This window comes from Burkholderia sp. S-53, from assembly GCF_025560745.1.
GTDB lineage: Bacteria > Pseudomonadota > Gammaproteobacteria > Burkholderiales > Burkholderiaceae > Burkholderia > Burkholderia pyrrocinia.
In genome coordinates, this window is sequence record NZ_CP090483.1 from 138,845 (window position 1) to 163,898 (window position 25,054).

The 25,054-nt window shown below is 67.5% G+C and carries 17 protein-coding genes; 11 read left to right on the plus strand and 6 right to left on the minus strand.

The features are described from left to right. Window positions 1–45: 45 nt before the first annotated feature. The 3 genes from atpD to LXM88_RS05685 all read left to right on the plus strand — a co-directional run bounded on the left by atpD (window position 46) and on the right by LXM88_RS05685 (window position 3,983). On the plus strand, window positions 46–1,440 hold the full coding sequence (gene atpD / locus LXM88_RS05675; RefSeq protein ID WP_047899458.1) for a F0F1 ATP synthase subunit beta: 1,395 nt from the start codon (window positions 46–48) through the stop codon (window positions 1,438–1,440). 148 nt (window positions 1,441–1,588) lie between these two features. Then, window positions 1,589–2,014 (plus strand): F0F1 ATP synthase subunit epsilon, encoded by a 426-nt coding sequence (locus LXM88_RS05680; protein ID WP_006477288.1) that lies wholly within the window; start codon window positions 1,589–1,591, stop codon window positions 2,012–2,014. A gap of 241 nt (window positions 2,015–2,255) precedes the next feature. After that, window positions 2,256–3,983: an AMP-binding protein gene (locus LXM88_RS05685; protein WP_262539396.1), complete on the plus strand. Its 1,728-nt coding sequence runs from the start codon at window positions 2,256–2,258 to the stop codon at window positions 3,981–3,983. 717 nt (window positions 3,984–4,700) lie between these two features. Here LXM88_RS05685 and LXM88_RS05690 read toward each other — a convergent pair. Continuing rightward, complete coding sequence (locus LXM88_RS05690; protein WP_262539399.1) at window positions 4,701–5,501, minus strand: transporter substrate-binding domain-containing protein; 801 nt, start codon at window positions 5,499–5,501, stop codon at window positions 4,701–4,703. A gap of 149 nt (window positions 5,502–5,650) precedes the next feature. On the opposite strand from LXM88_RS05690, the gene hemE reads away from it, so the two are divergent. The 4 genes from hemE (at window position 5,651) to LXM88_RS05710 (ending at window position 14,989) form a co-directional block, all read left to right on the plus strand. Next, on the plus strand, window positions 5,651–6,745 hold the full coding sequence (gene hemE / locus LXM88_RS05695; protein WP_262539401.1) for a uroporphyrinogen decarboxylase: 1,095 nt from the start codon (window positions 5,651–5,653) through the stop codon (window positions 6,743–6,745). 448 nt (window positions 6,746–7,193) lie between these two features. After that, on the plus strand, window positions 7,194–9,455 hold the full coding sequence (locus LXM88_RS05700) for a primosomal protein N' (protein ID WP_262539402.1): 2,262 nt from the start codon (window positions 7,194–7,196) through the stop codon (window positions 9,453–9,455). A 377-nt stretch (window positions 9,456–9,832) separates the two neighbouring features. Further along, complete coding sequence (gene putA / locus LXM88_RS05705; RefSeq protein ID WP_262539404.1) at window positions 9,833–13,765, plus strand: trifunctional transcriptional regulator/proline dehydrogenase/L-glutamate gamma-semialdehyde dehydrogenase; 3,933 nt, start codon at window positions 9,833–9,835, stop codon at window positions 13,763–13,765. Window positions 13,766–13,849: 84 nt separating this feature from the next. Next, a complete protein-coding gene (locus tag LXM88_RS05710) occupies window positions 13,850–14,989 on the plus strand; it encodes a branched-chain amino acid ABC transporter substrate-binding protein (RefSeq protein ID WP_034183844.1) in 1,140 nt (379 codons plus the stop codon). Between the two features lie 108 nt (window positions 14,990–15,097). Here the strand turns inward: LXM88_RS05710 and LXM88_RS05715 are convergent, their stop codons facing one another. From LXM88_RS05715 to LXM88_RS05725, 3 genes are all read right to left on the minus strand, one after another. Continuing rightward, entirely contained in the window at window positions 15,098–16,189 is a 1,092-nt protein-coding gene (locus LXM88_RS05715; protein WP_262530515.1) for an IS630 family transposase, read from the minus strand. Window positions 16,190–16,260: 71 nt separating this feature from the next. Next, window positions 16,261–17,772 (minus strand): class I adenylate-forming enzyme family protein, encoded by a 1,512-nt coding sequence (locus LXM88_RS05720; protein ID WP_262539405.1) that lies wholly within the window; start codon window positions 17,770–17,772, stop codon window positions 16,261–16,263. Window positions 17,773–17,813: 41 nt separating this feature from the next. Then, a complete protein-coding gene (locus tag LXM88_RS05725) occupies window positions 17,814–19,466 on the minus strand; it encodes an acyl-CoA dehydrogenase family protein (RefSeq protein ID WP_262539407.1) in 1,653 nt (550 codons plus the stop codon). Window positions 19,467–19,586: 120 nt separating this feature from the next. Here LXM88_RS05725 and LXM88_RS05730 point away from each other — a divergent pair, with 120 nt between their 5' ends. The 4 genes from LXM88_RS05730 (at window position 19,587) to LXM88_RS05745 (ending at window position 23,910) form a co-directional block, all read left to right on the plus strand. After that, window positions 19,587–20,255: a TetR/AcrR family transcriptional regulator gene (locus tag LXM88_RS05730; protein ID WP_262539409.1), complete on the plus strand. Its 669-nt coding sequence runs from the start codon at window positions 19,587–19,589 to the stop codon at window positions 20,253–20,255. Between the two features lie 211 nt (window positions 20,256–20,466). Further along, window positions 20,467–21,621: a pyridoxal phosphate-dependent aminotransferase gene (locus LXM88_RS05735; RefSeq protein ID WP_262539410.1), complete on the plus strand. Its 1,155-nt coding sequence runs from the start codon at window positions 20,467–20,469 to the stop codon at window positions 21,619–21,621. A 54-nt stretch (window positions 21,622–21,675) separates the two neighbouring features. Beyond that, window positions 21,676–22,464: an ABC transporter substrate-binding protein gene (locus tag LXM88_RS05740; protein WP_262539412.1), complete on the plus strand. Its 789-nt coding sequence runs from the start codon at window positions 21,676–21,678 to the stop codon at window positions 22,462–22,464. 15 nt (window positions 22,465–22,479) lie between these two features. After that, the gene (locus LXM88_RS05745; RefSeq protein WP_262539413.1) at window positions 22,480–23,910 is read left to right on the plus strand and encodes an FAD-binding oxidoreductase; all 1,431 of its coding nucleotides are present in this window, start codon (window positions 22,480–22,482) and stop codon (window positions 23,908–23,910) included. Between the two features lie 45 nt (window positions 23,911–23,955). Here LXM88_RS05745 and LXM88_RS05750 read toward each other — a convergent pair whose 3' ends face one another. Continuing rightward, a complete protein-coding gene (locus tag LXM88_RS05750; protein WP_262539414.1) occupies window positions 23,956–24,528 on the minus strand; it encodes a PadR family transcriptional regulator in 573 nt (190 codons plus the stop codon). A 68-nt stretch (window positions 24,529–24,596) separates the two neighbouring features. After that, window positions 24,597–25,028: a Cd(II)/Pb(II)-responsive transcriptional regulator gene (gene cadR / locus LXM88_RS05755; RefSeq protein WP_011546785.1), complete on the minus strand. Its 432-nt coding sequence runs from the start codon at window positions 25,026–25,028 to the stop codon at window positions 24,597–24,599. Between the last annotated feature and the right edge of the window lie 26 nt (window positions 25,029–25,054).

Below are 25,054 nucleotides of genomic sequence, written 5' to 3' on the forward strand. Positions count from 1 at the left end.
TGCGCCTTTGCGCGAGTAAAGAATCAGGTATTTAAAGGAAAAGCGATGAGTACTGCTGCTTTGGTAGAAGGCAAGATCGTACAGTGCATCGGCGCCGTTATCGACGTGGAATTCCCGCGCGACAGCATGCCGAAGATCTACGACGCGCTCATTCTCGATGGCTCGGAACTGACGCTCGAAGTCCAGCAGCAGCTGGGTGACGGCGTGGTCCGTACCATTTGTCTGGGTGCATCCGACGGCCTGCGCCGCGGTCTGACCGTGAAGAACACGGCAAATCCGATCTCGGTGCCGGTCGGCAAGCCGACCCTCGGCCGGATCATGGACGTGCTCGGCCGTCCGATCGACGAAGCTGGCCCGATCGTGAGCGAAACGACGCGCTCGATCCACCAGAAGGCTCCGGCGTTCGACGAACTGTCGCCGTCGACCGAACTGCTCGAAACGGGTATCAAGGTCATCGACCTGATCTGCCCGTTCGCAAAGGGCGGCAAGGTTGGCCTGTTCGGCGGTGCCGGCGTGGGCAAGACCGTCAACATGATGGAGCTCATCAACAACATCGCGAAGGAGCACGGCGGTTACTCCGTGTTCGCGGGCGTGGGCGAGCGTACCCGTGAAGGGAACGACTTCTACCACGAAATGAAGGACTCGAACGTTCTCGACAAGGTCGCGCTGGTGTACGGCCAGATGAACGAGCCGCCGGGCAACCGTCTGCGCGTCGCGCTGACCGGCCTGACGATGGCCGAGCACTTCCGTGACGAAGGCCTCGACGTGCTGTTCTTCGTCGACAACATCTACCGTTTCACGCTGGCCGGTACCGAAGTGTCGGCACTGCTCGGCCGTATGCCGTCGGCAGTGGGCTATCAGCCGACGCTGGCTGAAGAAATGGGCAAGCTGCAAGAGCGCATCACGTCGACCAAGAAGGGCTCGATTACGTCGGTCCAGGCCGTGTACGTCCCTGCGGACGACTTGACCGACCCGTCGCCGGCTACGACCTTCGGCCACCTTGACGCAACCGTCGTTCTGTCGCGTGACATCGCTTCGCTGGGTATCTACCCGGCGGTCGACCCGCTCGACTCGACGTCGCGCCAGATCGACCCGAACGTGATCGGTGAAGAGCACTACTCGATCACGCGTCGCGTTCAGCAGACGCTGCAGCGCTACAAGGAACTGCGCGACATCATCGCGATTCTGGGCATGGACGAACTGTCGCCGGAAGACAAGCTGTCGGTCGCGCGCGCACGTAAGATCCAGCGTTTCCTGTCGCAGCCGTTCCACGTTGCTGAAGTGTTCACGGGCTCGCCGGGCAAGTACGTGCCGCTGAAGGAAACGATCCGCGGCTTCAAGATGATCGTCGACGGCGAGTGCGACCACCTGCCGGAACAGGCGTTCTACATGGTCGGCACGATCGACGAAGCCTTCGAAAAGGCCAAGAAGATCCAGTAAGGGTCACGTGATCGGAGTAAGCGCTGAAGCGCTAACTCCCGTCGACCGCCGCAGGGCAAGAGTAAGCGCTGAAGCGCCAACTCTTGCCAACCGCGGCATGGGGCGGGAGTAAGTGCTGAAGCACTAACTCCCGCCGACAGGAGTCGATATGGCAACCATCAAAGTAGACGTCGTCAGCGCGGAAGAGCAGATCTTCTCGGGCGAGGCGAAATTCGTCGCGCTGCCGGGCGAAACGGGTGAGCTGGGTATTCTGCCGGGCCACACGCCGCTGATCACGCGGATTCGTCCGGGTGCGGTGCGCATCGAAGTCGAGGGCGGCAACGACGAATTCGTATTCGTCGCGGGCGGCATTCTCGAAGTGCAGCCGGGCGCCGTGACGGTGCTCGCCGATACCGCGATCCGCGGCAAGGACCTCGACGCGGCGAAAGCCGAGGAAGCGCGCAAGCGCGCCGAGGAAACGCTGCAGAACGCGAAGTCGGATCTCGACCTCGCGAAGGCGCAATCCGAGCTCGCGACCGCGATGGCGCAGCTCGAGGCGATCCAGCGTCTGGCGAAGATTCGCAGCCGGCACTGAGCCGCGCCGCGTATCCCGCGAAAGAAAGCAGCCTTCGGGCTGCTTTTTTTTCGTCTGTCGTTTGCGTGCCATGGTGTTTCGTCCGGTCGTGCTATTTCGTCCGTCCGCCGCGATTCGATGTCAGAGTGTCGTCAGCGGAGCGCGTCATCATCTGCGCTGAGGCCGCCCGTCGCGATTGCGGCGACGGAGGCGGGCGCCGCAGGCGCACGCGCGCCGATCAGACCAAAAGACGGAGACATTCATGGCAGCAGACCTTGGCGTGGGGGCGCTGATCGCGCCCGAAAACGGACTGTCGTACGTGCGCGGCGCGACCGACGTGCCGCTGTCCGAAGCGACGATCGGCCGGTTCCTGCGCGATACCGCCGGCCGCTTTCCCGATCGTCCGGCGGTCGTGTTCCGCGAGCAGCAGGTACGCTGGACCTGGCGCGAATTCGCGAACGAGGTCGACGTGCTCGCGGCCGGCCTCGCCGCGCTCGGGATCGTGAAGGGCGACTGCGTCGGCATCTGGTCGCCGAACCGCAGCGAATGGCTGCTCACGCAGTTCGCGACCGCGCGGATCGGCGCGGTGCTCGTCAACATCAATCCGGCCTACCGGCTGTCGGAACTCGAATACGCGCTGAACAAGGTCGGCTGCAAGGCCGTGATCGCGGCCGAGCGCTTCAAGTCGTCGGCGTATGTCGAGATGCTGCAGACCATCGCGCCGGAGCTCGCGACCGCGACGCCGGGCGACCTTCATGCGGCGCGCGTGCCGAGCCTGCGCACGGTCGTATCGATGGGCGACGTCGCGCCGGCCGGCATGTTCCGCTTCGCGGACGTGATGACGCGCGGCCGCCAGGCCGTCGACCCCGCGCTGCTCGATGCGATCGGCGCGACGCTCAAGGCCACCGACGCGATCAACATCCAGTTCACGAGCGGCACGACGGGCAGCCCGAAGGGCGCGACGCTCACGCACCGCAACGTCGTCAACAACGCGCGCTCGATCGCGATGGCGATGCGTTTCACCGAGCAGGATTCGCTTTGCATTCCGGTGCCGTTGTATCACTGCTTCGGGATGGTGCTGGCCGTGCTCGCGTGCGTGTCGACGGGCGCGGCGATGGTGTTCCCGGGCGAAGCGTTCGACCCGGTCGCGACGCTCGCGGCCGTGGCCGACGAACGCTGCACCGCGCTGCACGGCGTGCCGACGATGTTCATCGCGGAGCTCGATCATCCCGAGTTCCCGACATTCGACCTGTCGACGCTGCGCACCGGGATCATGGCCGGCTCGCCGTGCCCGATCGAGACGATGAAGCGCGTCGTGTCGCAGATGCACCTGTCGGAGATCACGATCGCGTACGGGATGACGGAGACGAGCCCCGTGTCGTTCCAGAGCTCGACCGACGATCCGCTCGAGAAGCGCACGACGACGGTCGGGCGCATCCAGCCGCATCTCGAAGTGAAGATCGTCGACCCGAACGGCGACATCGTGCCGGTCGGCGCGACAGGCGAGCTGTGCACGAAGGGCTATTCGGTGATGCTCGGCTACTGGGACGACGACGCGAAGACGCGCGAGGTGCTGGTCGATGGCTGGATGCATACGGGCGACCTCGCGACGCTCGACGCGGACGGCTACTGCAACATCGTCGGGCGCCTGAAGGACATGGTGATTCGCGGCGGCGAGAACGTCTATCCGCGCGAGATCGAGGAATTCCTGTTTCGGCATCCGAAGATCCAGAGCGCGCAGGTGTTCGGCGTGCCCGATGCGAAATACGGCGAGGAGCTGTGCGCGTGGATCGTGCTGCGCGCGGACGAGCAGATGACCGAGGACGACGTGCGCGCGTTCTGCAACGGGCAGATCGCGCACTACAAGATTCCGCGTTATATCCGCTTCGTCGACGAGCTGCCGATGACGGTGACGGGCAAGGTGCAGAAGTTCGTGATGCGCGACCGGATGATCGAGGAACTGAAGCTCGACGTGCAGAAGACCGCATGACGCGTCGGCGGGACGAACGCGGCGGCCCGCGGGCCGTTGCGTTTTCGATGGACGAAAAAAAGCGGGCTTATTAGCCCGCTAAAAACCACACGCTACGGGGTTAGCGCGAGGAGACCAAAGATGAAACCGGATCCGGCGGGGGGCCGGAAACGACTCCAACAGGGATGCCCCTGGGAAGGGCTTCGGTACGTGACCGACTGGCTCGCAGCGCTTCGCGTCCGCTCACACTTGGCACACGAGACCGCATCCGTGTTGAAACCGTTGAGGCCATTGTGGGCGAATTAATGACCCGTCGCGGTAACAAAGTGTTTCAGGTTGTAACGCCCGCCAGATAAGGCTTTCCGGGATTTTTTGCTGTTTTCGGGGCCCTGAAAAAGGTCATTTTTACCCATATTTTCCGCAGCGTTTTCAGCGCATGCGCACGACGCGTTTTTCATGCGTATCGGGCACGATGAATTGCCGAATTACACGCGAGAAAGTGCGCCGCGCGGCAGATACCGCGCATGACGATTCATTCGTCGGAAAGATTTTGAAACGTGATCGGAATGCGCGGAAGTCGGCCGTTCGGCCGATTCGGGGGATTTCGCGCCGGCAGCGGGTCGTCGGCGTGCGGCGCCGATATGTAACGGCGGCAGGTCGGCCGCCGTCGCTCAGCGATGTCAGCGGGCAGCCGACACGGGGTCGATGCCCGTTATCGGCCGCCGCATACGGACCCGCTTACTTCAGCCATTTGTCCGAAATCGCCTGGTATTCGCCGGTCGACAGCGCGAGATGCAGCCACTGGTCGACGTACTGCTGGAACGCGACATCGCCGCGCGGCACCATGTACGCCTTCTCGCCGAACTGGAACGGCTTGTCCGGATGCACCGAGCACAGCCCCGGATTCAGCTTTTGCTGCAGCAGCGTCTCGGACGCATCCGTCACCATCACGTCCGCCTTGCCCGCGAGGATCTGCTTGAAGATCGTCACGTTGTCCGGATAGACGCTCAGGTTCGCGTGCGTGAAGTACTGTTTCGCGAAACGTTCGTTGGTGCCGCCCGGGTTCACGATCACGCGCGTTTCGGGCCGGTCGATCTGCGCGACGGTCTGGTATTTGTCGGCGTCCGCGCAGCGCACGATCGGCGCCTTGCCGTCGATGACGTACGGCTGCGTGAAGAACACGCGCTTCTGACGCTCGAGCGTCGTCGATACGCCGCCGACCGCGATGTCGCATTTCGCGACGAAATCGCCGGTCAGGTTCGGCCAGCTGGTCTTCACGTAGTCGGTCTTCACGCCGAGCGACTTCGCGAGCGATTCGGCCATGTCGATGTCGATGCCTTCGAAGCGGCCGTCCGCGCGGTAGTACGAATACGGCTTGTAGTCGCCCGTCGTGCAGACGCGCAGCGTGCCGCGCGCGAGCACGTCGTCGAGCCGCGAGCCGGCGCCCGGCGCGGTTGCAGCGGTGCCCGCGCCGGTCTGCGCGTGCGCGGCGGCGCAGCAGAGCAACGCGGCCGCGGCGAGCGTGGCGAATGGTTTCATCGGTCTCCTCCTTCGTTTGGTTCGATATGAGCGTCCGATCATAACGGAGCCATCGCGCGCGTCATATGGCCGCCATCGCATCGGCATGCGCAGCCTGAAGGCGGCTGTCCGGTAAAATGCCGCTTTGCCTTCGCATCGTCGCTCCTACCGTGGCCCATAACCTGCTCAACGACACCTTCCTGCGTGCGCTTCTGCGCGAGCCGACCGACTACACGCCGATCTGGCTGATGCGCCAGGCCGGCCGCTACCTGCCCGAATACAACGCGACGCGCGCGCGCGCCGGCAGCTTCCTCGGTCTCGCGAAGAATCCCGACTACGCGACCGAAGTGACGCTGCAGCCGCTCGAGCGCTTCCCGCTCGACGCCGCGATCCTGTTCTCGGACATCCTGACGATTCCGGACGCGATGGGCCTTGGCCTCGACTTCCAGGTCGGCGAAGGCCCGAAGTTCGCGCATCCGGTGCGCACCGAGGCCGATGTCGCGAAGCTCGCGGTGCCGGACATCGAAGCCACGCTCGGCTACGTGACCGGCGCCGTGCGCGAGATCCGCCGCGCGCTGACCGACGGCCAGGGCCGCCAGCGCGTGCCGCTGATCGGCTTCTCGGGCAGCCCGTGGACGCTCGCGTGCTACATGGTCGAAGGCGGCGGGTCGGACGATTTCCGCACGGTGAAGTCGATGGCGTATTCGCGCCCCGACCTGATGCACCGGATCCTCGACGTGAACGCGCAGGCGGTGGCCGCGTACCTGAACGCGCAGATCGAAGCGGGCGCGCAGGCCGTGATGATTTTCGATACATGGGGCGGCGCGCTGGCGGACGGCGCGTACCAGCGCTTTTCGCTCGACTACATCCGTCGCGTGGTCGCGCAGCTCAAGCGCGAGCACGACGGCGAGCGCGTGCCGGTGATCACGTTCACGAAGGGCGGCGGGCTGTGGCTCGAGGAGATCGCGTCGACCGGCGTCGATGCGGTCGGGCTCGACTGGACGGTCAATCTCGGCACCGCGCGCGAGCGCGTCGCGGGGCGCGTCGCGCTGCAGGGCAACCTCGACCCGACGATCCTGTTTGCGCCGCCGGCCGCGGTGCGCGAACAGGCGCGCGCGGTGCTCGACAGCTACGGCAACCACCCGGGCCACGTGTTCAACCTCGGGCACGGCATCTCGCAATTTACGTCGCCCGATCACGTGGCCGAACTCGTCGACGAGGTGCACAACCACAGCCGCGCAATCCGTAGCGGAGCCGCGGGCTGAACGCAAGCGCTGTCATGCTGCACTGCGGGGTGACAGCGTTTCGCTATTGGTACTAAACAGGGCGCAACCCCGCACCGGTTGCCGATTCGTTGCTTGTCAAGACTTGACTTATACACATTTTCCACGTTGCAGCGCGGTAGAGCCCCGTATCGGTCAAATTGTCTGGCTATGGTTTGGTAATTTGAATAGCAGCCTTATGGAATAAGGCTCCGCGGGGCACCGCCGCAAGCGGCGGAAAACAGCGGAAAGCACGGCCCCGCGCGCGTTGCGGCCATTGAACGGCGAGTTCTCAACAAAGTTATCCACAGGCTGGGCAGGGTATACGGCGATTCCTAATGCGAATCCAAAACTTAGCGCCGAATCTGAAGTTTTACTTTAAGTCCGCTGCCGTGATGCGGGCGCGGATGCAGGCCGTCCACGCGGCGCGTACCGCTGCCGGAGCACCGTGATGGACGGCACCTACCTGCGCGTCGCACTCGACCATCCGCTCGCGACCCTGTTCGACTACCGCTGCGATGCGCAACCGGCGCCCGTGCCCGGCACGCTCGTGCAGGTGCCATTCGGCAAGCGGCAGGCCGTCGGGCTCGTCTGCGAAGTGACGACTCACACCGACGTGCCGCCGTCGCGGCTGCGCGCGATCGACGCGATCTGTACCGACCTGCCGCCGCTGTCGGCGGACTGGCTCGCGCTCGTGTCGTTCGCGGCCGACTACTATCAGCGCGGGCGCGGCGAGGTTGCACTGCCGGCGCTGCCGCAGGCGCTGCGCGACGCCGGACGCTGGGGGCGGCTGCTGGCGCCCGAGGTCCGCTACCGGCCGACGGAAGCCGGCCGCGCGGCGCTGCCCGATGCGTTGCCTGCACGCGGGGCAGCGCTGCGACGGCTCGCGCAGGCGCTCGTCGACACCGGCTCGCTGGGGTTGCCCGATGCGCGCGCGCTGCATCCGAAGGCGGCCGCGACGCTCGACGACTGGGCGGCGCGCGGCTGGGTCGACGTCGAGGAGATCGGCTGGGCCGACGCGCCTGTGCCCAAAGCTGTGGATAACCTGTCGACAACCGGTGGACGAGCTGTGCCGCCGGCGCTGACCGACCAGCAGGCCGAGGCGCTCGACGCGATCCGCGCCGCGCAGGGCTTCGCGCCGTTCCTGCTGCATGGCGTGACGGGCAGCGGCAAGACCGAGGTCTATCTGCATGCGCTCGCGTCGCTGCTCGATGCGCGGCCGGACGCGCAGGCGCTCGTGCTCGTCCCCGAAATCAACCTGACGCCGCAGTTCGAGGCCGCGTTTCGCGCGCGCTTCGCGGGTGCGCTCGCCGACGACGCGATCGTCACGCTGCACAGCGGGCTCGCCGAGGGCGAGCGCGCGCGCAACTGGCTCGCCGCGCACACGGGCCGCGCGCGGATCGTGCTCGGCACGCGCCTCGCGGTGCTGGCGTCGATGCCGACGCTCGCGCTGGTCGTCGTCGACGAGGAGCACGAGCCCGCGTACAAGCAGCAGGAAGGGCTGCGCTATTCGGCGCGCGATCTCGCCGTGTGGCGCGCGAAGCAGCTCGGCATCACGGTCGTGCTCGGCTCGGCGACGCCGTCGCTCGAAAGCTGGTGGCAGGCCGAGCAGGGCCGCTATACGCGCGTCACGCTGTCGCGCCGCGCGGTGGCCGACGCGACGCTGCCGACCGTGCGGCTGATCGATCTCGAAGAGGAACGGCGGCGCGGGCGCGCGTCGTTGGGCGGGCTGTCGGGGCCGCTCGTCGCCGGGTTGAAGGGGCGGCTCGAGCGCGGCGAACAAAGCCTCGTGTTCCTGAACCGGCGCGGCTACGCGCCGCAGCTCGCGTGCGACGCATGCGGCTGGGTCGCGGGCTGCCCGCGCTGCAGCGCGTACGTCGTGCTGCACAAGCCCGAGCATGCGCTGCGCTGCCACCACTGCGGCTGGGAGGCGCGCATTCCGCGGTCGTGCCCAGAGTGCGGGAACGTCGACATCGCGCCGCTCGGGCGCGGCACGCAGCGCATCGAGGAGGCGCTCGCCGAGGCCGTGCCGGGCGCGCGCGTGCTGCGGATCGACGCGGACAGCACGCGCCGCAAGGGCAGCGCGCAGGCGCTCTTTTCCGACGTGCACGCGGGCGAGGTCGACATCCTCGTCGGCACGCAGATGATCGCGAAGGGGCACGACTTCCAGCGCGTGTCGCTTGTCGGCGTGCTCAACGCCGACACCGCGCTGTTCTCGCACGACTTCCGCGCGAGCGAGCGGCTGTTCGCGCAGCTGATGCAGGTGAGCGGCCGTGCGGGCCGCGCCGGGCTGCCGGGCGAGGTGATGGTGCAGACACGCTACCCGCGTCACGCGCTGTATCACGCGCTCGGGCGGCAGGATTACGTCGGCTTCGCGAATTCGACGCTCGGCGAGCGCCGCGATGCGCACCTGCCGCCGTTCGTCTACCAGGCGCTGCTGCGCGCCGAAGGGCGCACGCTCGACGCGGCGCTCGCGTTCCTGCTGCAGGCCGCGGCCGCGTTGCCGGGGCTGCCGGGCGCCGATCGCGTGACCGTGTACGACGCGGTGCCGATGACGATCGTCAAGGTCGCGAACGTCCACCGCGCGCAGTTGCTGCTCGAAAGCGCGTCGCGGGCGGCGCTGCAGCATGCGCTGCGCGCATGGCAGCCGGAGCTGCGCGCACTGAAGGGCGTGCTGCGATGGAGCGTCGAAGTCGATCCGCTGGATATCTGAACGGCGCCTGCGCAACCGTCGCGCGGCGCGTCGTTGCGTTGAATCCCGGGGCGCCGGGCCTCTCCTAACTGTCTGTCGTCACGCGCGCATACCCCGGCGGCACGCTCGCCGCCACACCCAGTGCAACCCGTTTCCGTCCGCTTCCATATGCGCCGGAGGTTGCACGCGCATGTCGAATCGGCCCGATCAGGGAAAACACCGATCCTCCGACCACGGGCAACCCCTAGGTTGCAACCTTCTAAGTGGCTGATTATATTGACTAACCTGAGGGTGCAACCCATCTCTCAATTTGGTTGCACCTTTTTATTGCGTGCCGTAGGATTTCGCGCATCCTCTCACACCACATTGCCGGGCTCGCACCGGCGCACGAACCCACCATGGCAAGCACGACTCTCGGCGTCAAAGTCGACGACCTCCTCCGCTCGCGCCTCAAGGACGCAGCCGCGCGTCTCGAGCGCACTCCTCACTGGCTGATCAAGCAGGCGATCTTCGCGTATCTCGAGCGGATCGAGCACGGCCAGCTGCCGCCGGAGCTGTCGGGCCACAGCGGTGTCACGGAGCTCGCCGACGGTCAGGCTGCGGACGGCGACGACGACAACTCGCCGCATCCGTTCCTCGAGTTCGCGCAGAACGTGCAGCCGCAATCGGTGCTGCGCGCGGCGATCACGGCCGCGTATCGCCGCCCCGAGCCGGAATGCGTGCCGTTCCTGCTCGGCCAGGCGCGCCTGCCCGCGAACCTGCAGGCGGACGTGCAGGCGCTCGCGACGAAGCTCGTCGAGGCGCTGCGCGAGAAAAGCTCGGGCGGCGGCGTCGAAGGGCTGATCCACGAGTTCTCGTTGTCGAGCCAGGAAGGCGTCGCGCTGATGTGCCTCGCCGAAGCGCTGCTGCGCATTCCCGATCGCGCGACGCGCGATGCGCTGATCCGCGACAAGATCAGCAAGGGCGACTGGCGTTCGCACGTCGGCCACGCGCCGTCGCTGTTCGTGAACGCGGCGACCTGGGGGCTGATGATCACCGGCAAGCTCGTGACGACCAACAGCGAAGCGGGGCTGTCGTCGGCGCTCACGCGCCTGATCGGCCGCGGCGGCGAGCCGCTGATCCGCAAGGGCGTCGACATGGCGATGCGCCTGATGGGCGAGCAGTTCGTCACCGGCGAGACGATCTCCGAAGCGCTGGCCAACAGCCGCAAATACGAAGCGCGCGGCTTCCGCTACTCGTACGACATGCTCGGCGAAGCGGCGACGACCGAAGAGGACGCGCAGCGCTACTACGCGTCGTACGAGCAGGCGATCCACGCGATCGGCAAGGCGGCCGGCGGCCGCGGCATCTACGAAGGCCCGGGCATCTCGATCAAGCTGTCGGCACTGCACGCGCGCTACTCGCGCTCGCAGCAGGACCGCACGATGAGCGAGCTGCTGCCGCGCGTGCGCGCGCTCGCGCTGCTGGCGCGCCGCTACGACATCGGCCTGAACATCGACGCGGAAGAAGCCGACCGTCTCGAACTGTCGCTCGACCTGCTCGAGGCGTTGTGCTTCGATCCGGATCTCGCGGGCTGGAACGGCATCGGCTTCGTCGTGCAGGGCTACCAGAAACGCTGCCCGTTCGTGATCGACTACCTGATCGATCTCGCGCGCCGCAGCCGTCACCGCCTGATGATCCGCCTCGTGAAGGGCGCGTACTGGGACAGCGAGATCAAGCGCGCGCAGGTCGACGGCCTCGAAGGCTATCCGGTCTATACGCGCAAGATTTACACCGACGTGTCGTACCTTGCATGCGCGAAGAAGCTGCTCGCGGCGCCCGACGCCGTCTATCCGCAGTTCGCGACGCACAACGCGCACACGCTGGCCGCGATCTACCAGCTCGCGGGCCAGAACTACTACCCGGGCCAGTACGAATTCCAGTGCCTGCACGGGATGGGCGAGCCGCTGTACGAGGAAGTCACGGGCCGCGACAAGCTGAACCGTCCGTGCCGCGTCTACGCGCCGGTCGGCACGCACGAGACGCTGCTCGCGTACCTGGTGCGCCGCCTGCTCGAAAACGGCGCGAACACGTCGTTCGTGAACCGCATCGCCGACAAGACCGTGCCGGTGAAGGAGCTGGTCGCCGATCCGGTCGACGAAGCGATGAAGGTCGTGCCGCTCGGCGCGCCGCACGCGAAGATCCCGCTGCCGCGCAACCTGTACGGCGACGAGCGTCCCAACTCGATGGGCCTCGACCTGTCGAACGAACACCGCCTCGCGTCGCTGTCGTCCGCGCTGCTCGCGAGCGCGCATTTCCCGTGGCGCGCGGCGCCGATGCTCGCCGACGACGCGCTCGCCGCCGCGCCGGCCCGCGACGTGCGCAACCCGGCCGACCAGCGCGACACGGTCGGCGCGGTCAGCGAAGCGACGGCCGAACACGTGAGCGCGGCGCTCGCGCACGCGGTGGCCGCCGCGCCGATCTGGCAGGCGACGCCGGTCGACGCGCGCGCCGATTGCCTGGTGCGTGCCGCCGACCTGCTCGAAGCGCAGATGCACACGCTGATGGGCCTGATCGTGCGCGAAGCCGGCAAGTCGCTGCCGAACGCGATCGCCGAGATCCGCGAAGCCGTCGACTTCCTGCGCTACTACGCCGCGCAGATCCGTGACGAATTCTCGAACGACACGCACCGTCCGCTCGGGCCCGTGGTCTGCATCAGCCCGTGGAACTTCCCGCTCGCGATCTTCATGGGCCAGGTGGCGGCGGCGCTCGCCGCCGGCAACACGGTGCTCGCGAAGCCGGCCGAACAGACGCCGCTGATCGCCGCGCAAGCGGTGCGCCTGCTGCGCGAGGCCGGCGTGCCGGCCGGCGCGGTGCAACTACTGCCGGGCGACGGCGAAACCGTCGGCGCGGCGCTGGTCGCCGATCCGCGCACGCGTGCGGTGATGTTCACGGGCTCGACCGAAGTCGCACGCCTGATCAACAAGACGCTGTCCGCGCGCCTCGATCCGGACGGCAAGCCGATCCCGCTGATCGCGGAAACGGGCGGCCAGAACGCGATGATCGTCGACTCGTCGGCGCTCGCGGAGCAGGTCGTCGCGGACGTGATGCAGTCGTCGTTCGACTCGGCCGGTCAACGGTGTTCGGCGCTGCGCGTTCTGTGTCTGCAGGACGATGTCGCGGACCGCACGCTGACGATGCTCAAGGGCGCGATGCACGAACTCGCGCTCGGCAACCCCGACCGGCTGTCGACGGACGTCGGCCCGGTGATCGACGGCGAAGCGAAGCAGACGATCGACACGCACGTCGCGGCGATGAAGGACAAGGGCCACGCGGTCACGCAACTGCCGGCGCCCGATGCGTGCGCGCACGGCACGTTCGTGCCGCCGACGCTGGTCGAGATCGGCAGCATCGACGAGCTGAAGCGCGAAGTGTTCGGCCCCGTGCTGCACGTCGTGCGCTATCGCCGCAGCCAGCTCGACAAGCTGCTCGAGCAGATCCGCGCAACGGGTTACGGCCTGACGCTCGGCATCCACACGCGGATCGACGAGACGATCGCGCACGTGATCTCGAACGCGCACGTGGGCAACATCTACGTGAACCGCAACGTGATCGGCGCGGTGGTCGGCGTGCAGCCGTTCGGCGGTGAAGGGCTGTCGGGCACGGGCCCGAAGGCCGGCGGCGCGCTGTACCTGCAGCGCCTGCTCGCGACGCGTCCGTCGGGCCTGCCGCGCTCGCTCGCGCAGACGCTGATGGCGGACGGCGCGGTCGAAGGCGACGCGCGCGGCAATCCGGCGGCGGCGCTCACGACGCTGCGCGACTGGCTGATCGAGCAGCGCGAGCCGGTGCTGGCCGCGCGTTGCGACGGCTATCTCGCGCAGGTGCCGGCCGGCGCGACCGCGGTGCTGACCGGCCCGACGGGCGAGCGAAACACGTATACACTCGGCCCGCGCGGCACGGTGCTGTGTGTCGCGGCGACGCCGGGCGGTGCGCGCGCGCAGTTCGCGGCGGTGCTGGCTACGGCCAACCGCGCATTGTTCGCCGGCGCGGCCGGCGAGGCGCTCGTCGCCGCGCTGCCGGCGTCGCTGAAAGCGCACGCGGCCGTGCGCAAGCAGGCGGACGTGGCGTTCGACGCGGTGCTGTTCGAAGGCGACAGCGACGAACTGCAGACGCTCGTGAAGGACGTCGCGCAGCGGCCGGGCCCGATCGTGTCGGTGCAGGGCGTGTCGGTGGGTGCATTCGAGAACGGCGATGCGGAAGACTACGCGCTCGAGCGGCTGCTGACCGAGCGCTCGGTGAGCGTGAATACGGCCGCGGCGGGCGGCAATGCGAATTTGATGACGATCGGCTGACCATCCTTGCCGTTCGGATCAAACAAAGGAAGCGGCAAGGCGATCCCGAAGCCGCTCCATTTACCCTGGTACCAAGGAGATGCTATGCAACACACGATGAAAAAGGTGGCAGGCGCGACGTTCGTCGCGGTCATGTCGCTGGCGGGGACGGCCCATGCGGATGACGTGAAGATCGGTTACGCAGGGCCGATGACGGGCGCGCAGGCGCACTACGGCAAGGATATGCAGAACGGGATCGTGCTCGCGCTGGAAGACTTCAACGCGACGAACCCGAAGATCGGCGGCAAGCCCGTGAAGTTCGTGCTCAGCACGCAGGACGACCAGGCTGACCCGCGCACGGGCACGACGGTCGCGCAGAAGCTCGTCGACGACGGCATCAAGGGCATGCTCGGCCACTTCAACTCGGGCACGACGATCCCGGCATCGCGCATCTACGCGAACGCGGGCATTCCGGAAATCGCGATGGCGACGGCGCCGGAATACACGCAGCAAGGTTACAAGACGACCTTCCGCATGATGACGTCCGACACGCAGCAGGGCTCCGTGGCCGGCGCGTTCGCGTCGAAGGATCTCGGCATGAAGAAGATCGCGATCGTCGACGACCGCACGGCCTACGGCCAGGGTCTCGCCGACCAGTTCGAGAAGGCCGCGAAGGCCGGCGGCGCGACGATCGTCGACCGCGAGTTCACGAACGACAAGGCTGTCGACTTCAAGGCGATCCTGACCAAGCTGAAGGCGGCCAAGCCGGATCTCGTCTACTACGGCGGCGCGGATTCGCAGGCAGCGCCGATGGTCAAGCAGATGAAGGCGCTCGGCATCGCGGCACCGCTGATGAGCGGCGAAATGGTGAAGACGCCGACGTTCCTGAAGATCGCGGGCAACGCGTCGGAAGGCACGATCGCTTCGCTGGCAGGTCTCCCGCTCGAAGAGATGCCCGGCGGCAAGGCATACGCCGACAAGTACAAGAAGCGCTTCGGCGAAGAAGTGCAGACCTACTCGCCGTACGCATACGACGGCGCGATGGCGATGCTCAACGCGATGAAGAAGGCCGATTCGACCGATCCGGCGAAGTACCTGCCGGTGCTCGCGAAGAGCGACATGGCGGGCGTCACGTCGACGCACGTCGCGTATGACGCGAAGGGCGACCTGAAGAACGGCGGCATCACGATGTACAAGGTCGAGAAGGGCGAGTGGAAGCCGCTGAAGAGCATCGGCGGCAAGTAAGCAGCCTTTGAATCGCGGGCGGCGGCGCGTGTCGCTGCCCGGTCGATCAAGCGAAAAAGCCACCGGGCCCGACGGCTCGGTGGCTTTTTTCATCTGCGCGGGCGGGCGCTAGTGTCCTGTTCCGCTGATTCGCGAACAAAGTCTGTGCAGCTTTTCGAGGATGGAATCGGCTGACGCGGTCCAGACGAACGGTTTGCAGTTTTCGTTGTAGTGGGAGACGAATTGATCGATACGGTTGATCAGTTGTTTGACCGAGCTGAACGAGCCTCTGCGGATCGCTTTGTCAGTGATCAGCGCAAAGAAGCGTTCGACCTGGTTAAGCCACGAACTGTAGGTGGGGATGAAATGCATGTGCCAGCGGGGGCGGGCTGCCAGCCACGCCTTGACCTTCGGATGCTTGTGACTGCCGTAGTTGTCCACGATGCAGTGCACGTCGAGATCAGCCGGGACAGCCTTGTCGATTTCACGCAGGAACGACAGGAATTCCTGGTGTCGATGACGTGGCTTGCAGGTCGCGAGCACGGCGCCATTGAGCACGTTCAGTGCAGCAAACAGCGTGGTGGTACCGTGACGAACATAGTCGTGCGTGACGCCTTCGACGTAGCCGAAACCCATCGGCAGCATCGGTTGCGTGCGCTCGAGCGCCTGACACTGGCTCTTCTCGTCCACGCACAGCACCAGGGCGTTCTCCGGTGGGCTCAAGTACAAGCCGACCACATCGCGCAGCTTCTCGATGAAGAACTGATCGGTCGAGAGCTTGAAGCTTTCGCTGCGATGCGGTTGCAGACCCAGCAGCTTGAAGTAACGGTGCACGCTCGTTGGCGAGATGGCAGTTTCGGCGGCAATCGTGCGCACGCTCCAGTGAGTGGAGCCATCTGCTGGCTTCGTGTGCAGGGTCTTATGAATCAGTTGAGCCAGCCGCTCGTCGTCGATCGTGCGTGGCTTGCCGGGGCGTACTTCGTCATAGAGTCCGTTGATTCGCTGCTCCAGAAACCGCAGACGCCACTTGCCCACCGTGGCACGCGTGAGTTGCAGGCGTTGCGCGATCGCGCTGTTGGGTTCGCCGTCAGCAGCCGCCAGCACGATGCGCGCCCGCGCGACCAGCGCAGCCGAAATCGAACGAGAACGTGCTATCGACATCAGCTGAGAGCGCTCGTCTTCGCTCAGCACCAGTTCCGCCTTCGGTCGTCCCATCGCCATGCTGACGTCTCCCGTTCCGTTGACGTCAACATGCTACGTGAACATAGATCAGTTAACAACAGAACAGGACACTAGTCGTCCTTGCGCACGCGCAGCAGGAACTTCTGCAGCTTGCCGGTCGGCGTGCGCGGCAGCGCCTGCGCGAACGCGAACTCGCGCGGGATCTTGTACGCGGCGAGCCGCTCGCCGCAGAACGCGCGCAGCGCGTCCGCGTCGGGCACCGCGCCCGCGCGCATCACGACGTGCGCGACGACCGTCTCGCCCCAGTCGGGATGCGGGACGCCGACGACGGCCGCTTCGACGATGTCCGGATGCGCGCCGAGCACGTCCTCCACTTCCTTCGAATAGACGTTCTCGCCGCCGGTCACGATCATGTCCTTCAGCCGGTCGACGATGAACAGGTAGCCATCCTGATCGATTCGCGCGATGTCGCCGCTGCGATACCAGCCGCCCGGCGCGAATGCGGCGCGCGTCGCGGCCGCGTCGTCGAGATAGCCGAGCATCATGCTGTCGGCCTTCAGCCAGATTTCGCCGGTCTCGCCCGGCTGCGCATCGACGCCGTCCATCCGCACCACGCGCAGGTCGACGCCCGGGCCGCCGTGGCGGCCGATCGAACCGGCCTTCGCGATCTGCTCGTCCGGATACAGCGTCGTGCCGGCCGGCCCCGTTTCCGTCATCCCGTACACCTGGAAGAATGCGTCGCTGCGATATGCACGCGCGAGCCGTTCGGCCTGCGCGGCGCCGATCGGGCCGCCGCCGTACAGCCACGCGCGCACGCTCGACAGGTCGTACGCCGCGAAGCCGTCGATCGTGTCGAGCGGCAGCGTGTACGACACCGGCGCACCGAAATACAGCGTCACGCGCTCGCGCTCGACGGCCTGCAGGAAGCGCAGCGGATGGTATTCGCGCAGCAGCACGACGGTGCCGCCCGCGTACAGCGTGCCGCCGAACCAGTTGTTGAGCGGCGACGAATGCCAGATCGGCATCGCCATCAGCGTGCGCTCATTGCGGCCGATGCCGGTCGCGAGCGCCGCCGACATCGCGGCGAGCGTCACGGTGCGGTGGCTGTGCACGCAGCCTTTCGGGCGGCCGGTCGTGCCGGACGTATAGAGGATCTGCGCGATGTCGCCGTCGGCGGGCTCGATGCCCGCGAGGCCGTCCATCGTCGCGCACATCGTGTCGAAGCACGGGATGCCGTCGAGTTCGCCTTCGGTCACGAGCCGCCGCGCCGGATGCACGAGGCGTTCGACCACCGGCGCGAGCGCGACGTCGAACAGGAGCGCCTTGCTGCGGCTGTGTTCGAGCACGTAGTCGACTTCCGGCGCCTGCAGCTTGTGGTTGACCGGCACGAACGTCGCGCCGAGCCGCCACACGCCGAACATCAGGTCGACGAAGGCCGGCGTGTTGAAGCACATCGCGGCGACGCGGTCGCCGGCTGCAATGCCGAGCGCGCTCAGCACGGCCGCCGCGCGATGCGAGCGCTCGCGCGCGGCGGCATAGGTGATCGTCGCGGATTCGCTGACGAGGAACGGCTTGTCGGGCGTCGCGCGGGCGGCGCGGTCGAGGGCGGCGACGAGGTTCATCAGGGCTCCGGGCGGGGCGAACGAAGGCGAAGGCGGGCGCGTCAGGCCGGGTACGCGCGCTGCAGCAGCGCGGCGACATCGATCGCGTGCGGATCGAAGCCGCCCGCGATGCGGCCCCAGTCGGGCGCGGCAAGCCGCGTCGCGACGAACGCGTCGGCGACGGCCGCCGGCGCATCGCGGCGCAGCAGGCACGCCTGCGCGACGAGCGCCAGCCGCTGCGCGAACACGCGGCCCGACGCTTCGAGCGTGTCGGCCGGCGCGGCGAGCATCGCGCGCAGCGCGTCGAGCGCCGCACGGATGCGCGGTTCGCCCGCGCCGAGGTCGGCGAGTTCGGCGAACAGCGCGGCGGCCGAGTCGGGCTCGCGCGACACCGCGCGCAGCACGTCGAGGCACATCACGTTGCCCGAGCCTTCCCAGATCGAGTTGACGGGCGCCTCGCGGAACAGCCGCGCGATCGGGCCGTCGTCGACATAACCGTTGCCGCCGAACACTTCCATCACCTCGCCGGTCAGCTCGACCGCGCGCTTGCAGACCCAGAATTTCGCGGCGGGCGTGACGATCCGCTTCCATGCGCGTTCGCGCGGCGAGTCGTCGCGTTCGAACGCGTCGGCGAGACGCATCGCGAGCGCAAGCGCAGCTTCGCTTTCGAGCGCGAGATCGGCGAGCACGGTGCGCATCAGCGGCTGTTCCGCGAGCGCGCGGCCGAACGCGTGGCGCTGCCGCGCATACGCGATCGCCTGCACGACGCCCTGGCGCAGCATTGCCGCGCTGCCGAGCACGCAGTTCAGCCGCGTGTAGGTGGCCATCTCGATGATGGTCGGAATGCCGCGGCCTTCGTCGCCGAGCATGATCCCCCACGCGTCGTTCAGCTCGATCTCGCTGCTCGAATTGCTGCGGTTGCCGACCTTGTTCTTCAGCCGCTGGATCTCGACCGCGTTTTTCGTGCCGTCCGGCCGCCAGCGCGGCACGTAGAAGCACGACGGGCTGCCGCCTTCGGTGTGCGCGACGACGAGGTGCGCATCGCACATCGGCGCGGAGAAGAACCACTTGTGGCCGCGCAGCAGGTATTCGCCGCCGCGCCCGCCCGCGCCGACGGCCGTCGCGAGCGTCGTGTTCGCGCGCACGTCGGAGCCGCCCTGTTTCTCGGTCATCCCCATGCCGAACCAGATCGAGCGCTTGTCGGCGACCGGCACGTCGCGCGGATCATAGTCGTCGCTGTAGAGCTTGTCGTGCAGCAGGTTCCACAGCGCGGGCTCCTTCTGCAGCACGGGAATCGCGGCCTGCGTCATCGTCGCCGGGCACAGCGTGCCGGCCTCGATCTGGCCGTGCAGGTAGAAGCCGGCCGCGGTCGCGGCCCAGCGGCCGCGGCGTGTGTCGCGGAACGCGAGCGACACGAAGCCTTCATGGCGGTACTGGCCGAGCAGCGTGTGCCATGCCGGGTGGAAATCGACGCGGTCGATGCGCCGGCCGCGCCGGTCGAACGTGTGCAGTTCCGGCGTGTGCTGGTTCGCTTCATCGGCGAGTTGCGCGGTGTCGGCGCTGCCGAGCCGCGCGCCGTACGCGTCGAGCTGCGGCACGGCCCAGTCGGCGCCCGCTCGGGCGAGCGCGTCGCGCAGCGCGATATCCGTCGCGAAGAGGTTATAGTCGACCAGTTCGTCGAACTGGTTCGTGACGGCGTGAGTCGATTCGGTCATCGAGAGGGTCTCCGGTCTCAGGCTTCGCGGGCGGCCGGCGTCATGCAGCACGGGTGGCGCTTCGGCGCAGGTTCCGGCTCCCGGTAAACGCATTCCCTGCTGAATTCCAGAGTAGCAAATATGCCGCCGCGACATGTTCAGGTTCCGGCGCCGCCCGGCCAGCCGGCGGCGCAACCCGCGCCCGCGTTGCGCCGCCGGCCGCGCCAGTCGCGCGCGCAGGCGAGCTCCGACGCGCTGCAGCAGGCGTTCGTTCAGCTTTTGCTCGAACGCGGCTACGCGAAGGCGACGATCCGCGAGATCGCGGCCGTCGCGGGCGTGAGCATCGGCACCTTCTACGAGTATTTCGGCGACAAGCAGAGCCTCGCGGCGCTCTGCATCCACCGGCACGTGCAGGCGATGGCCGACCGGCTGCGCGATGCGGCAGAGCGGCTGCGCGGCGCGCCGCGGGCAGAACTCGCCGTGGCGCTCGTCGACCTGCAGGTCGACGCGATCGGCGCCGACGCGGCGCTGTGGGGCGCGCTGTTCGCGCTGGAGCGGCAGGTGTCGCCGCTCGCCGCATACCGCCGGCATTACGACGCGTATGTCGCGCTGTGGCGCGACGCGCTCGCGCACGCGGCCGATCCGCCGCCGGCCGCGCGGCTCGACGGGCTCGCGCGGATGGCGCACACGGTCTGCTACGGCGGCCTGTCGCAGGCATTGCTGACGCTCGGGCCCGCGCTCGACTTCGCCGCGTTGCGCGGCGAGCTGCGGGCCGTGCTGCTCGCGTATCTGGCGGCGGCGGGCGCGTAGCATCCCCTACGGGTAATGCCTGATTCGCATGTCAGGCCGGCAGGCCGGCCTTGTCGCTGCATGCTTCATACCTTGGGCCATGAGGAAAATGCATGGCCGCCATGACGAACTTTCGATTGTCCGCCGATATTGGCTGGGGCTAAATCATGCGGCAGATGCAGGGCCGCGCGCGTCGCGCGGGCCAGCTCGAAGGACATCAGAAGGAGGAGTCATGCGAAGCGCCACCGCGCCCCGTTCGAAACTGCCCGACGTCGGCACGACGATCTTCACGGTGATCGGCCAGCTGGCCGCGCAACACGATGCGTTGAACCTGTCGCAGGGCGCGCCGAATTTCGCGCCCGATCCGGCGCTCGTCGAAGGCGTCGCGCGTGCGATGCGCGACGGGCACAACCAGTACTCGCCGATGGCCGGCGTGATGGCGCTGCGCGAGCGGCTCGCCGAGAAGACCGAGGCGCTGTACGGCGCGCGCTACGACCCGGCGACCGAGATCACGGTGATCGCGAGCGCGAGCGAAGGGTTGTACGCGGCGATCAGCGCGCTCGTGCATCCGGGCGACGAGGTGATCTATTTCGAGCCGTCGTTCGACAGCTATGCGCCGATCGTGCGGCTGCAGGGCGCGACGCCGGTCGCGATCAAGCTGTCGCCCGAGCATTTCCGCGTGAACTGGGACGAGGTGGCTGCCGCGATCACGCCGCGCACGCGGATGATCATCGTGAACACGCCGCACAACCCGACCGCGACCGTGTTCTCCGCCGACGATCTCGAGCGGCTCGCGCAGCTCACGCGCGACACCGGCATCGTGATCCTGTCCGACGAGGTCTACGAGCACGTGGTATTCGACGGCGCGCAGCACCAGAGCGTGGCGCGCCACCGCGAGCTGGCCGAGCGCAGCGTGATCGTGTCGTCGTTCGGCAAGTCGTTCCACGTGACCGGCTGGCGGGTCGGCCATTGCCTCGCGCCGGCCGAGCTGATGGACGAGATCCGCAAGGTGCACCAGTTCATGGTGTTCGCGGCCGACACGCCGATGCAGGTCGCGTTCGCGGAGATCCTCGCGCGGCCGGACAGCTATCTCGGCCTGTCCGCGTTCTACCAGGCCAAGCGCGACCTGCTCGCGCGCGAGCTGGCCGATTCGCGTTTCGAGCTGTTGCCGAGCGAAGGCTCGTTCTTCATGCTCGCGCGCTTCCGGCACTTCTCGGACGAAAGCGACAGCGATTTCGTGCTGCGCCTGATCCGCGACGCGCGTGTCGCGACGATTCCGCTGTCGGCGTTCTATACCGACGGCACCGACGCCGGCGTGATCCGGCTCAGTTTTTCGAAGGACGACGCGACGCTGGTCGAAGGCGCGCGGCGGCTGCGTTCGCTGTAACCGTACGGAAACCGGCGACGAGGACGTCGCATCGACCCGACCCAGGAGATCACGATGAAGCACACGGCAACCCTGAAACTCGCATTCGCACTCGCGTGCGCAATCGGCTCCGGCGCGGCGCTCGCCGACGCGCAAACGCTGCGCTTCGGCCTCGAGGCGCAATACCCGCCGTTCGAATCGAAAGCGCCGAACGGCGACCTGCAGGGCTTCGACATCGACGTCGGCAATGCCGTCTGCCAGACGGCGAAGCTGTCGTGCAAATGGGTCGAGACTTCGTTCGACGGCCTGATTCCCGCGCTGAAGGGCCGCAAGTTCGACGCGATCAACTCGGCGATGAACGCGACCGAGCAGCGGCGCCAGGCGATCGACTTCACGACGATCATCTATCGCGTACCGACCCAGCTGATCGCGCGCACCGGCAGCGGCCTGCTGCCGACGCCCGAAGCGCTGAAGGGCAAGCGCGTCGGCGTGCTGCAGGCGTCGATCCAGGAAACCTTCGCGAAGGCGCACTGGGAACCGGCCGGCGTCGCGGTCGTCGCGTACCAGGACCAGAACCAGGCGTATGCGGACCTCGTGGCGGGCCGCCTCGACGCGACGCTCGTGCTCGCACCGTCCGGCCAGCGCGGCTTCCTGTCGCGCCCGGACGGCAAGGGCTTCTCGTTCGTCGGCCAGCCCGTGCACGACGACCGGATCCTCGGCAGCGGCATCGCGTTCGGCCTGCGCAAGGGCGACGACGCGCTGAAGGCGAAGCTCGACGCGGCGATCGACAAGCTGAAGGCGGACGGCACGGTGAAGTCGCTCGGCCTGAAGTATTTCGGCGATATCGACATCTCGACGAAGTAAGCGGGGCCGCGCGCGATGCCGAACCCGAACCCGGCCGCCGTGAGCGGCGAACAGGACGGCGCGCCGCTGTCCGACGATGCGCTCGGCGCCGCGCTCGTCGCCGAACTGGGCGACGCGCTCGTCACGCGCGCAGCCGACATCGATCCGCGTTACTTCACCGCGTACAACGAACCGGCCGGCGTGCGGCCGCGTGCGCTGGTGCGCCCGCGCAGCGTCGACGACGTGTCGCGCACGCTCGCGCTGTGCGCGCGGCTCGGCCAGCCGGTTGTGCCGCAAGGCGGGCTGACGGGGCTCGCACGCGGCGCGGTCGCGCTCGGCGGCGAGGTCGTGCTGTCGATGGAACGCTTCGCGGGCATCGAAGCGCTCGACGCGGCGGCCGGCACGATGACCGTGCGCGCCGGGACGCCGCTGCAGACGGTGCAGGAGGCCGCGGACGCGGCGGGCTTCACGTTCGGCGTCGATCTCGGCGCGCGCGGCTCGTGCCAGATCGGCGGCATGCTCGCAACCAATGCGGGCGGCACGCGCGCGATCCGCTACGGGATGATGCGCGAGCAGGTGCTCGGGCTCGAGGCCGTGCTCGCGGACGGCACGGTCGTGTCGTCGCTGAACCGGATGCTGAAGAACAACGCGGGCTACGACCTGAAGCAGCTGTTCATCGGCAGCGAGGGGACGCTCGGCGTCGTCACGCGCGCGGTGCTGCGGCTGCACCCGTTGCTCGCCGCGCCGGCCACCGCGCTCTGCCGCGTGCGCGACTACGACGCGGTGGTCGGATTGTGGAACCGCGTGCGCATGCTGCCGGAGGTCGTCAGCTTCGAGGCGATGTGGCCGGCGTTCTACGACTACGTCGCGCGTCATACGCCGGGCGTCACTGCGCCGTTCGCGGGCGACGGCGGGTTCGCGGTGCTGATCGAGTGCGCGACGAGCGCGCCGGGCGGCGATGCGCACGAGGCACTGGAAACCGGCCTCGCGGCGGGGATCGATGCGGGGCTCGTCGACGATGCGGTGCTCGCGACGTCGGAGCGGCAGGCGCGCGACCTGTGGACGCTGCGCGAAGGCCTCGCGATCGATGCGCTGCCGCAGCTCGTCAACTTCGACGTGAGTTTGCCGACGGGCGAACTCGGCGCGTTCGCCGAGCGCTGCGAGGCGGCGTTGCGGGCGCGCTGGCCGGCGCTCACGTGCCTGTTCTTCGGCCATGTCGGCGACGGCAACGTGCATATCGGCGTGTCGCTGGCCGGGATGACCGACGCGGACGCCGACGCGCTCGATCACTGCGTGTACGCGGTGGTGCGGGATATGGGCGGCTCGGTGTCGGCCGAGCACGGGATCGGCGTGCTCAAGCGTCCCTATCTCGCGCACACGCGCAGCGACGCGGAAATCGGGCTGATGCGACGCCTGAAGGCCGCGCTGGACCCGCGCGGCATCCTGAATCCCGGCAAGGTGCTTTGACCTGGGCGATTCCCGTTTATGACGGGAGTCGGCCTTCGTGACTTGTCAGCCGTCCACCCAGCGCAGCGCGCCGATCTTCAGGTGTTCGACGACGCTGCGCGCCCAGTCGAGTTCCGCATTGAGCAGCACGAGCGCGTGTTCGTTCTGCAGCAGGAACAGGCGCGGCACCTGGTCGGCCTGCGCGGCGTTGCGCAGCGCTTCCAGGCGCTCGCGCTCGGCGTCGAGCCGGGCAATCCGGAGTTCGAGCTGGTGCCGCGCATCTTCTGCGTCGAGCAGCGGCAGGAACGCGAGGCCGGCGCCGAACACCGGAAATTCACGCGCGGGCTCCGCGAGCAGCGCATGCAGCCACGTCTGGCCCGCCGTGTGTCCGGCCTCGGTCAGCGCATACAGCGTGCGCTCCGGAAAGGCGCCGTCGCGCTCGGTGTCGTGCACGGCGATCAGGCCGTCGCGCAGCAGCCGGTCGATCGTCTGGTAGAGGCTCGTGCGCTGCCGCACGTTGACGACTTCGTCGTACCCGCGGGCCTTCAGTTGCTGAAGCATCCCGTACGGATGCATCGGTGCTTCGGTGAGCGTCGCGAGGACCGCGAGCGCTAGCGGGGACGGGCGACTCGTTGACATGAATAGTTATTCAATATCTAGTAAGAATATAACTATTCTCAATCAGACTATCATATTTGACAAGGGTTTCAGCCCAGGTGCGAGCGCTTCGCGGCCGGCGCGACGGTTTCCATCGTGGCGAGACCGTGCACGATTCCGCAATCCTCGACCGAATGCTCGCCGACACACTGGCGGCGCAATTCGGTGAGCTGGTCGCGCAGATGCGTGAGTTCCGCGAGGCGCGCGTCGACGTGTCCGATGTGGTCGTCGAGCAGCGAATTGATCGAATCGCAGCGGTCGGCCGGCGTATCGGTGAGCTGCAGCAGCGCTCGGATCTCGTCGTGCGCCATGTCGAGCGCGCGGCAGTTGCGGATGAAGCGCAGCCGTTCGACGTGCACGTCGGTGTAGTTGCGGTAGTTCGAGTCGGTGCGCTCCGCGTCCGGCATCAGCCCCTCTTTCTCGTAGAAACGGATCGTCTCGGGCGTGCAGCGGGCCGCTTTGGCCAGTTCGCCAATCTTCATGCCTTTCTCCCGTGTAAGGGTTGACC

What these genes read in the sequence shown, in the direction of transcription:
- atpD (WP_047899458.1), top strand. Translation starts at nt 46, where the DNA reads ATGAGTACTGCTGCTTTGGTAGAAGGCAAGATCGTACAGTGCATCGGC.
- LXM88_RS05680 (WP_006477288.1), top strand. Translation starts at nt 1,589, where the DNA reads ATGGCAACCATCAAAGTAGACGTCGTCAGCGCGGAAGAGCAGATCTTC.
- LXM88_RS05685 (WP_262539396.1), top strand. Translation starts at nt 2,256, where the DNA reads ATGGCAGCAGACCTTGGCGTGGGGGCGCTGATCGCGCCCGAAAACGGA.
- LXM88_RS05690 (WP_262539399.1), bottom strand. Translation starts at nt 5,501, where the DNA reads ATGAAACCATTCGCCACGCTCGCCGCGGCCGCGTTGCTCTGCTGCGCC.
- LXM88_RS05700 (WP_262539402.1), top strand. Translation starts at nt 7,194, where the DNA reads ATGGACGGCACCTACCTGCGCGTCGCACTCGACCATCCGCTCGCGACC.
- putA (WP_262539404.1), top strand. Translation starts at nt 9,833, where the DNA reads ATGGCAAGCACGACTCTCGGCGTCAAAGTCGACGACCTCCTCCGCTCG.
- LXM88_RS05710 (WP_034183844.1), top strand. Translation starts at nt 13,850, where the DNA reads ATGCAACACACGATGAAAAAGGTGGCAGGCGCGACGTTCGTCGCGGTC.
- LXM88_RS05715 (WP_262530515.1), bottom strand. Translation starts at nt 16,189, where the DNA reads ATGGCGATGGGACGACCGAAGGCGGAACTGGTGCTGAGCGAAGACGAG.
- LXM88_RS05720 (WP_262539405.1), bottom strand. Translation starts at nt 17,772, where the DNA reads ATGAACCTCGTCGCCGCCCTCGACCGCGCCGCCCGCGCGACGCCCGAC.
- LXM88_RS05725 (WP_262539407.1), bottom strand. Translation starts at nt 19,466, where the DNA reads ATGACCGAATCGACTCACGCCGTCACGAACCAGTTCGACGAACTGGTC.
- LXM88_RS05730 (WP_262539409.1), top strand. Translation starts at nt 19,587, where the DNA reads ATGCCGCCGCGACATGTTCAGGTTCCGGCGCCGCCCGGCCAGCCGGCG.
- LXM88_RS05735 (WP_262539410.1), top strand. Translation starts at nt 20,467, where the DNA reads ATGCGAAGCGCCACCGCGCCCCGTTCGAAACTGCCCGACGTCGGCACG.
- LXM88_RS05740 (WP_262539412.1), top strand. Translation starts at nt 21,676, where the DNA reads ATGAAGCACACGGCAACCCTGAAACTCGCATTCGCACTCGCGTGCGCA.
- LXM88_RS05745 (WP_262539413.1), top strand. Translation starts at nt 22,480, where the DNA reads ATGCCGAACCCGAACCCGGCCGCCGTGAGCGGCGAACAGGACGGCGCG.
- LXM88_RS05750 (WP_262539414.1), bottom strand. Translation starts at nt 24,528, where the DNA reads ATGTCAACGAGTCGCCCGTCCCCGCTAGCGCTCGCGGTCCTCGCGACG.
- cadR (WP_011546785.1), bottom strand. Translation starts at nt 25,028, where the DNA reads ATGAAGATTGGCGAACTGGCCAAAGCGGCCCGCTGCACGCCCGAGACG.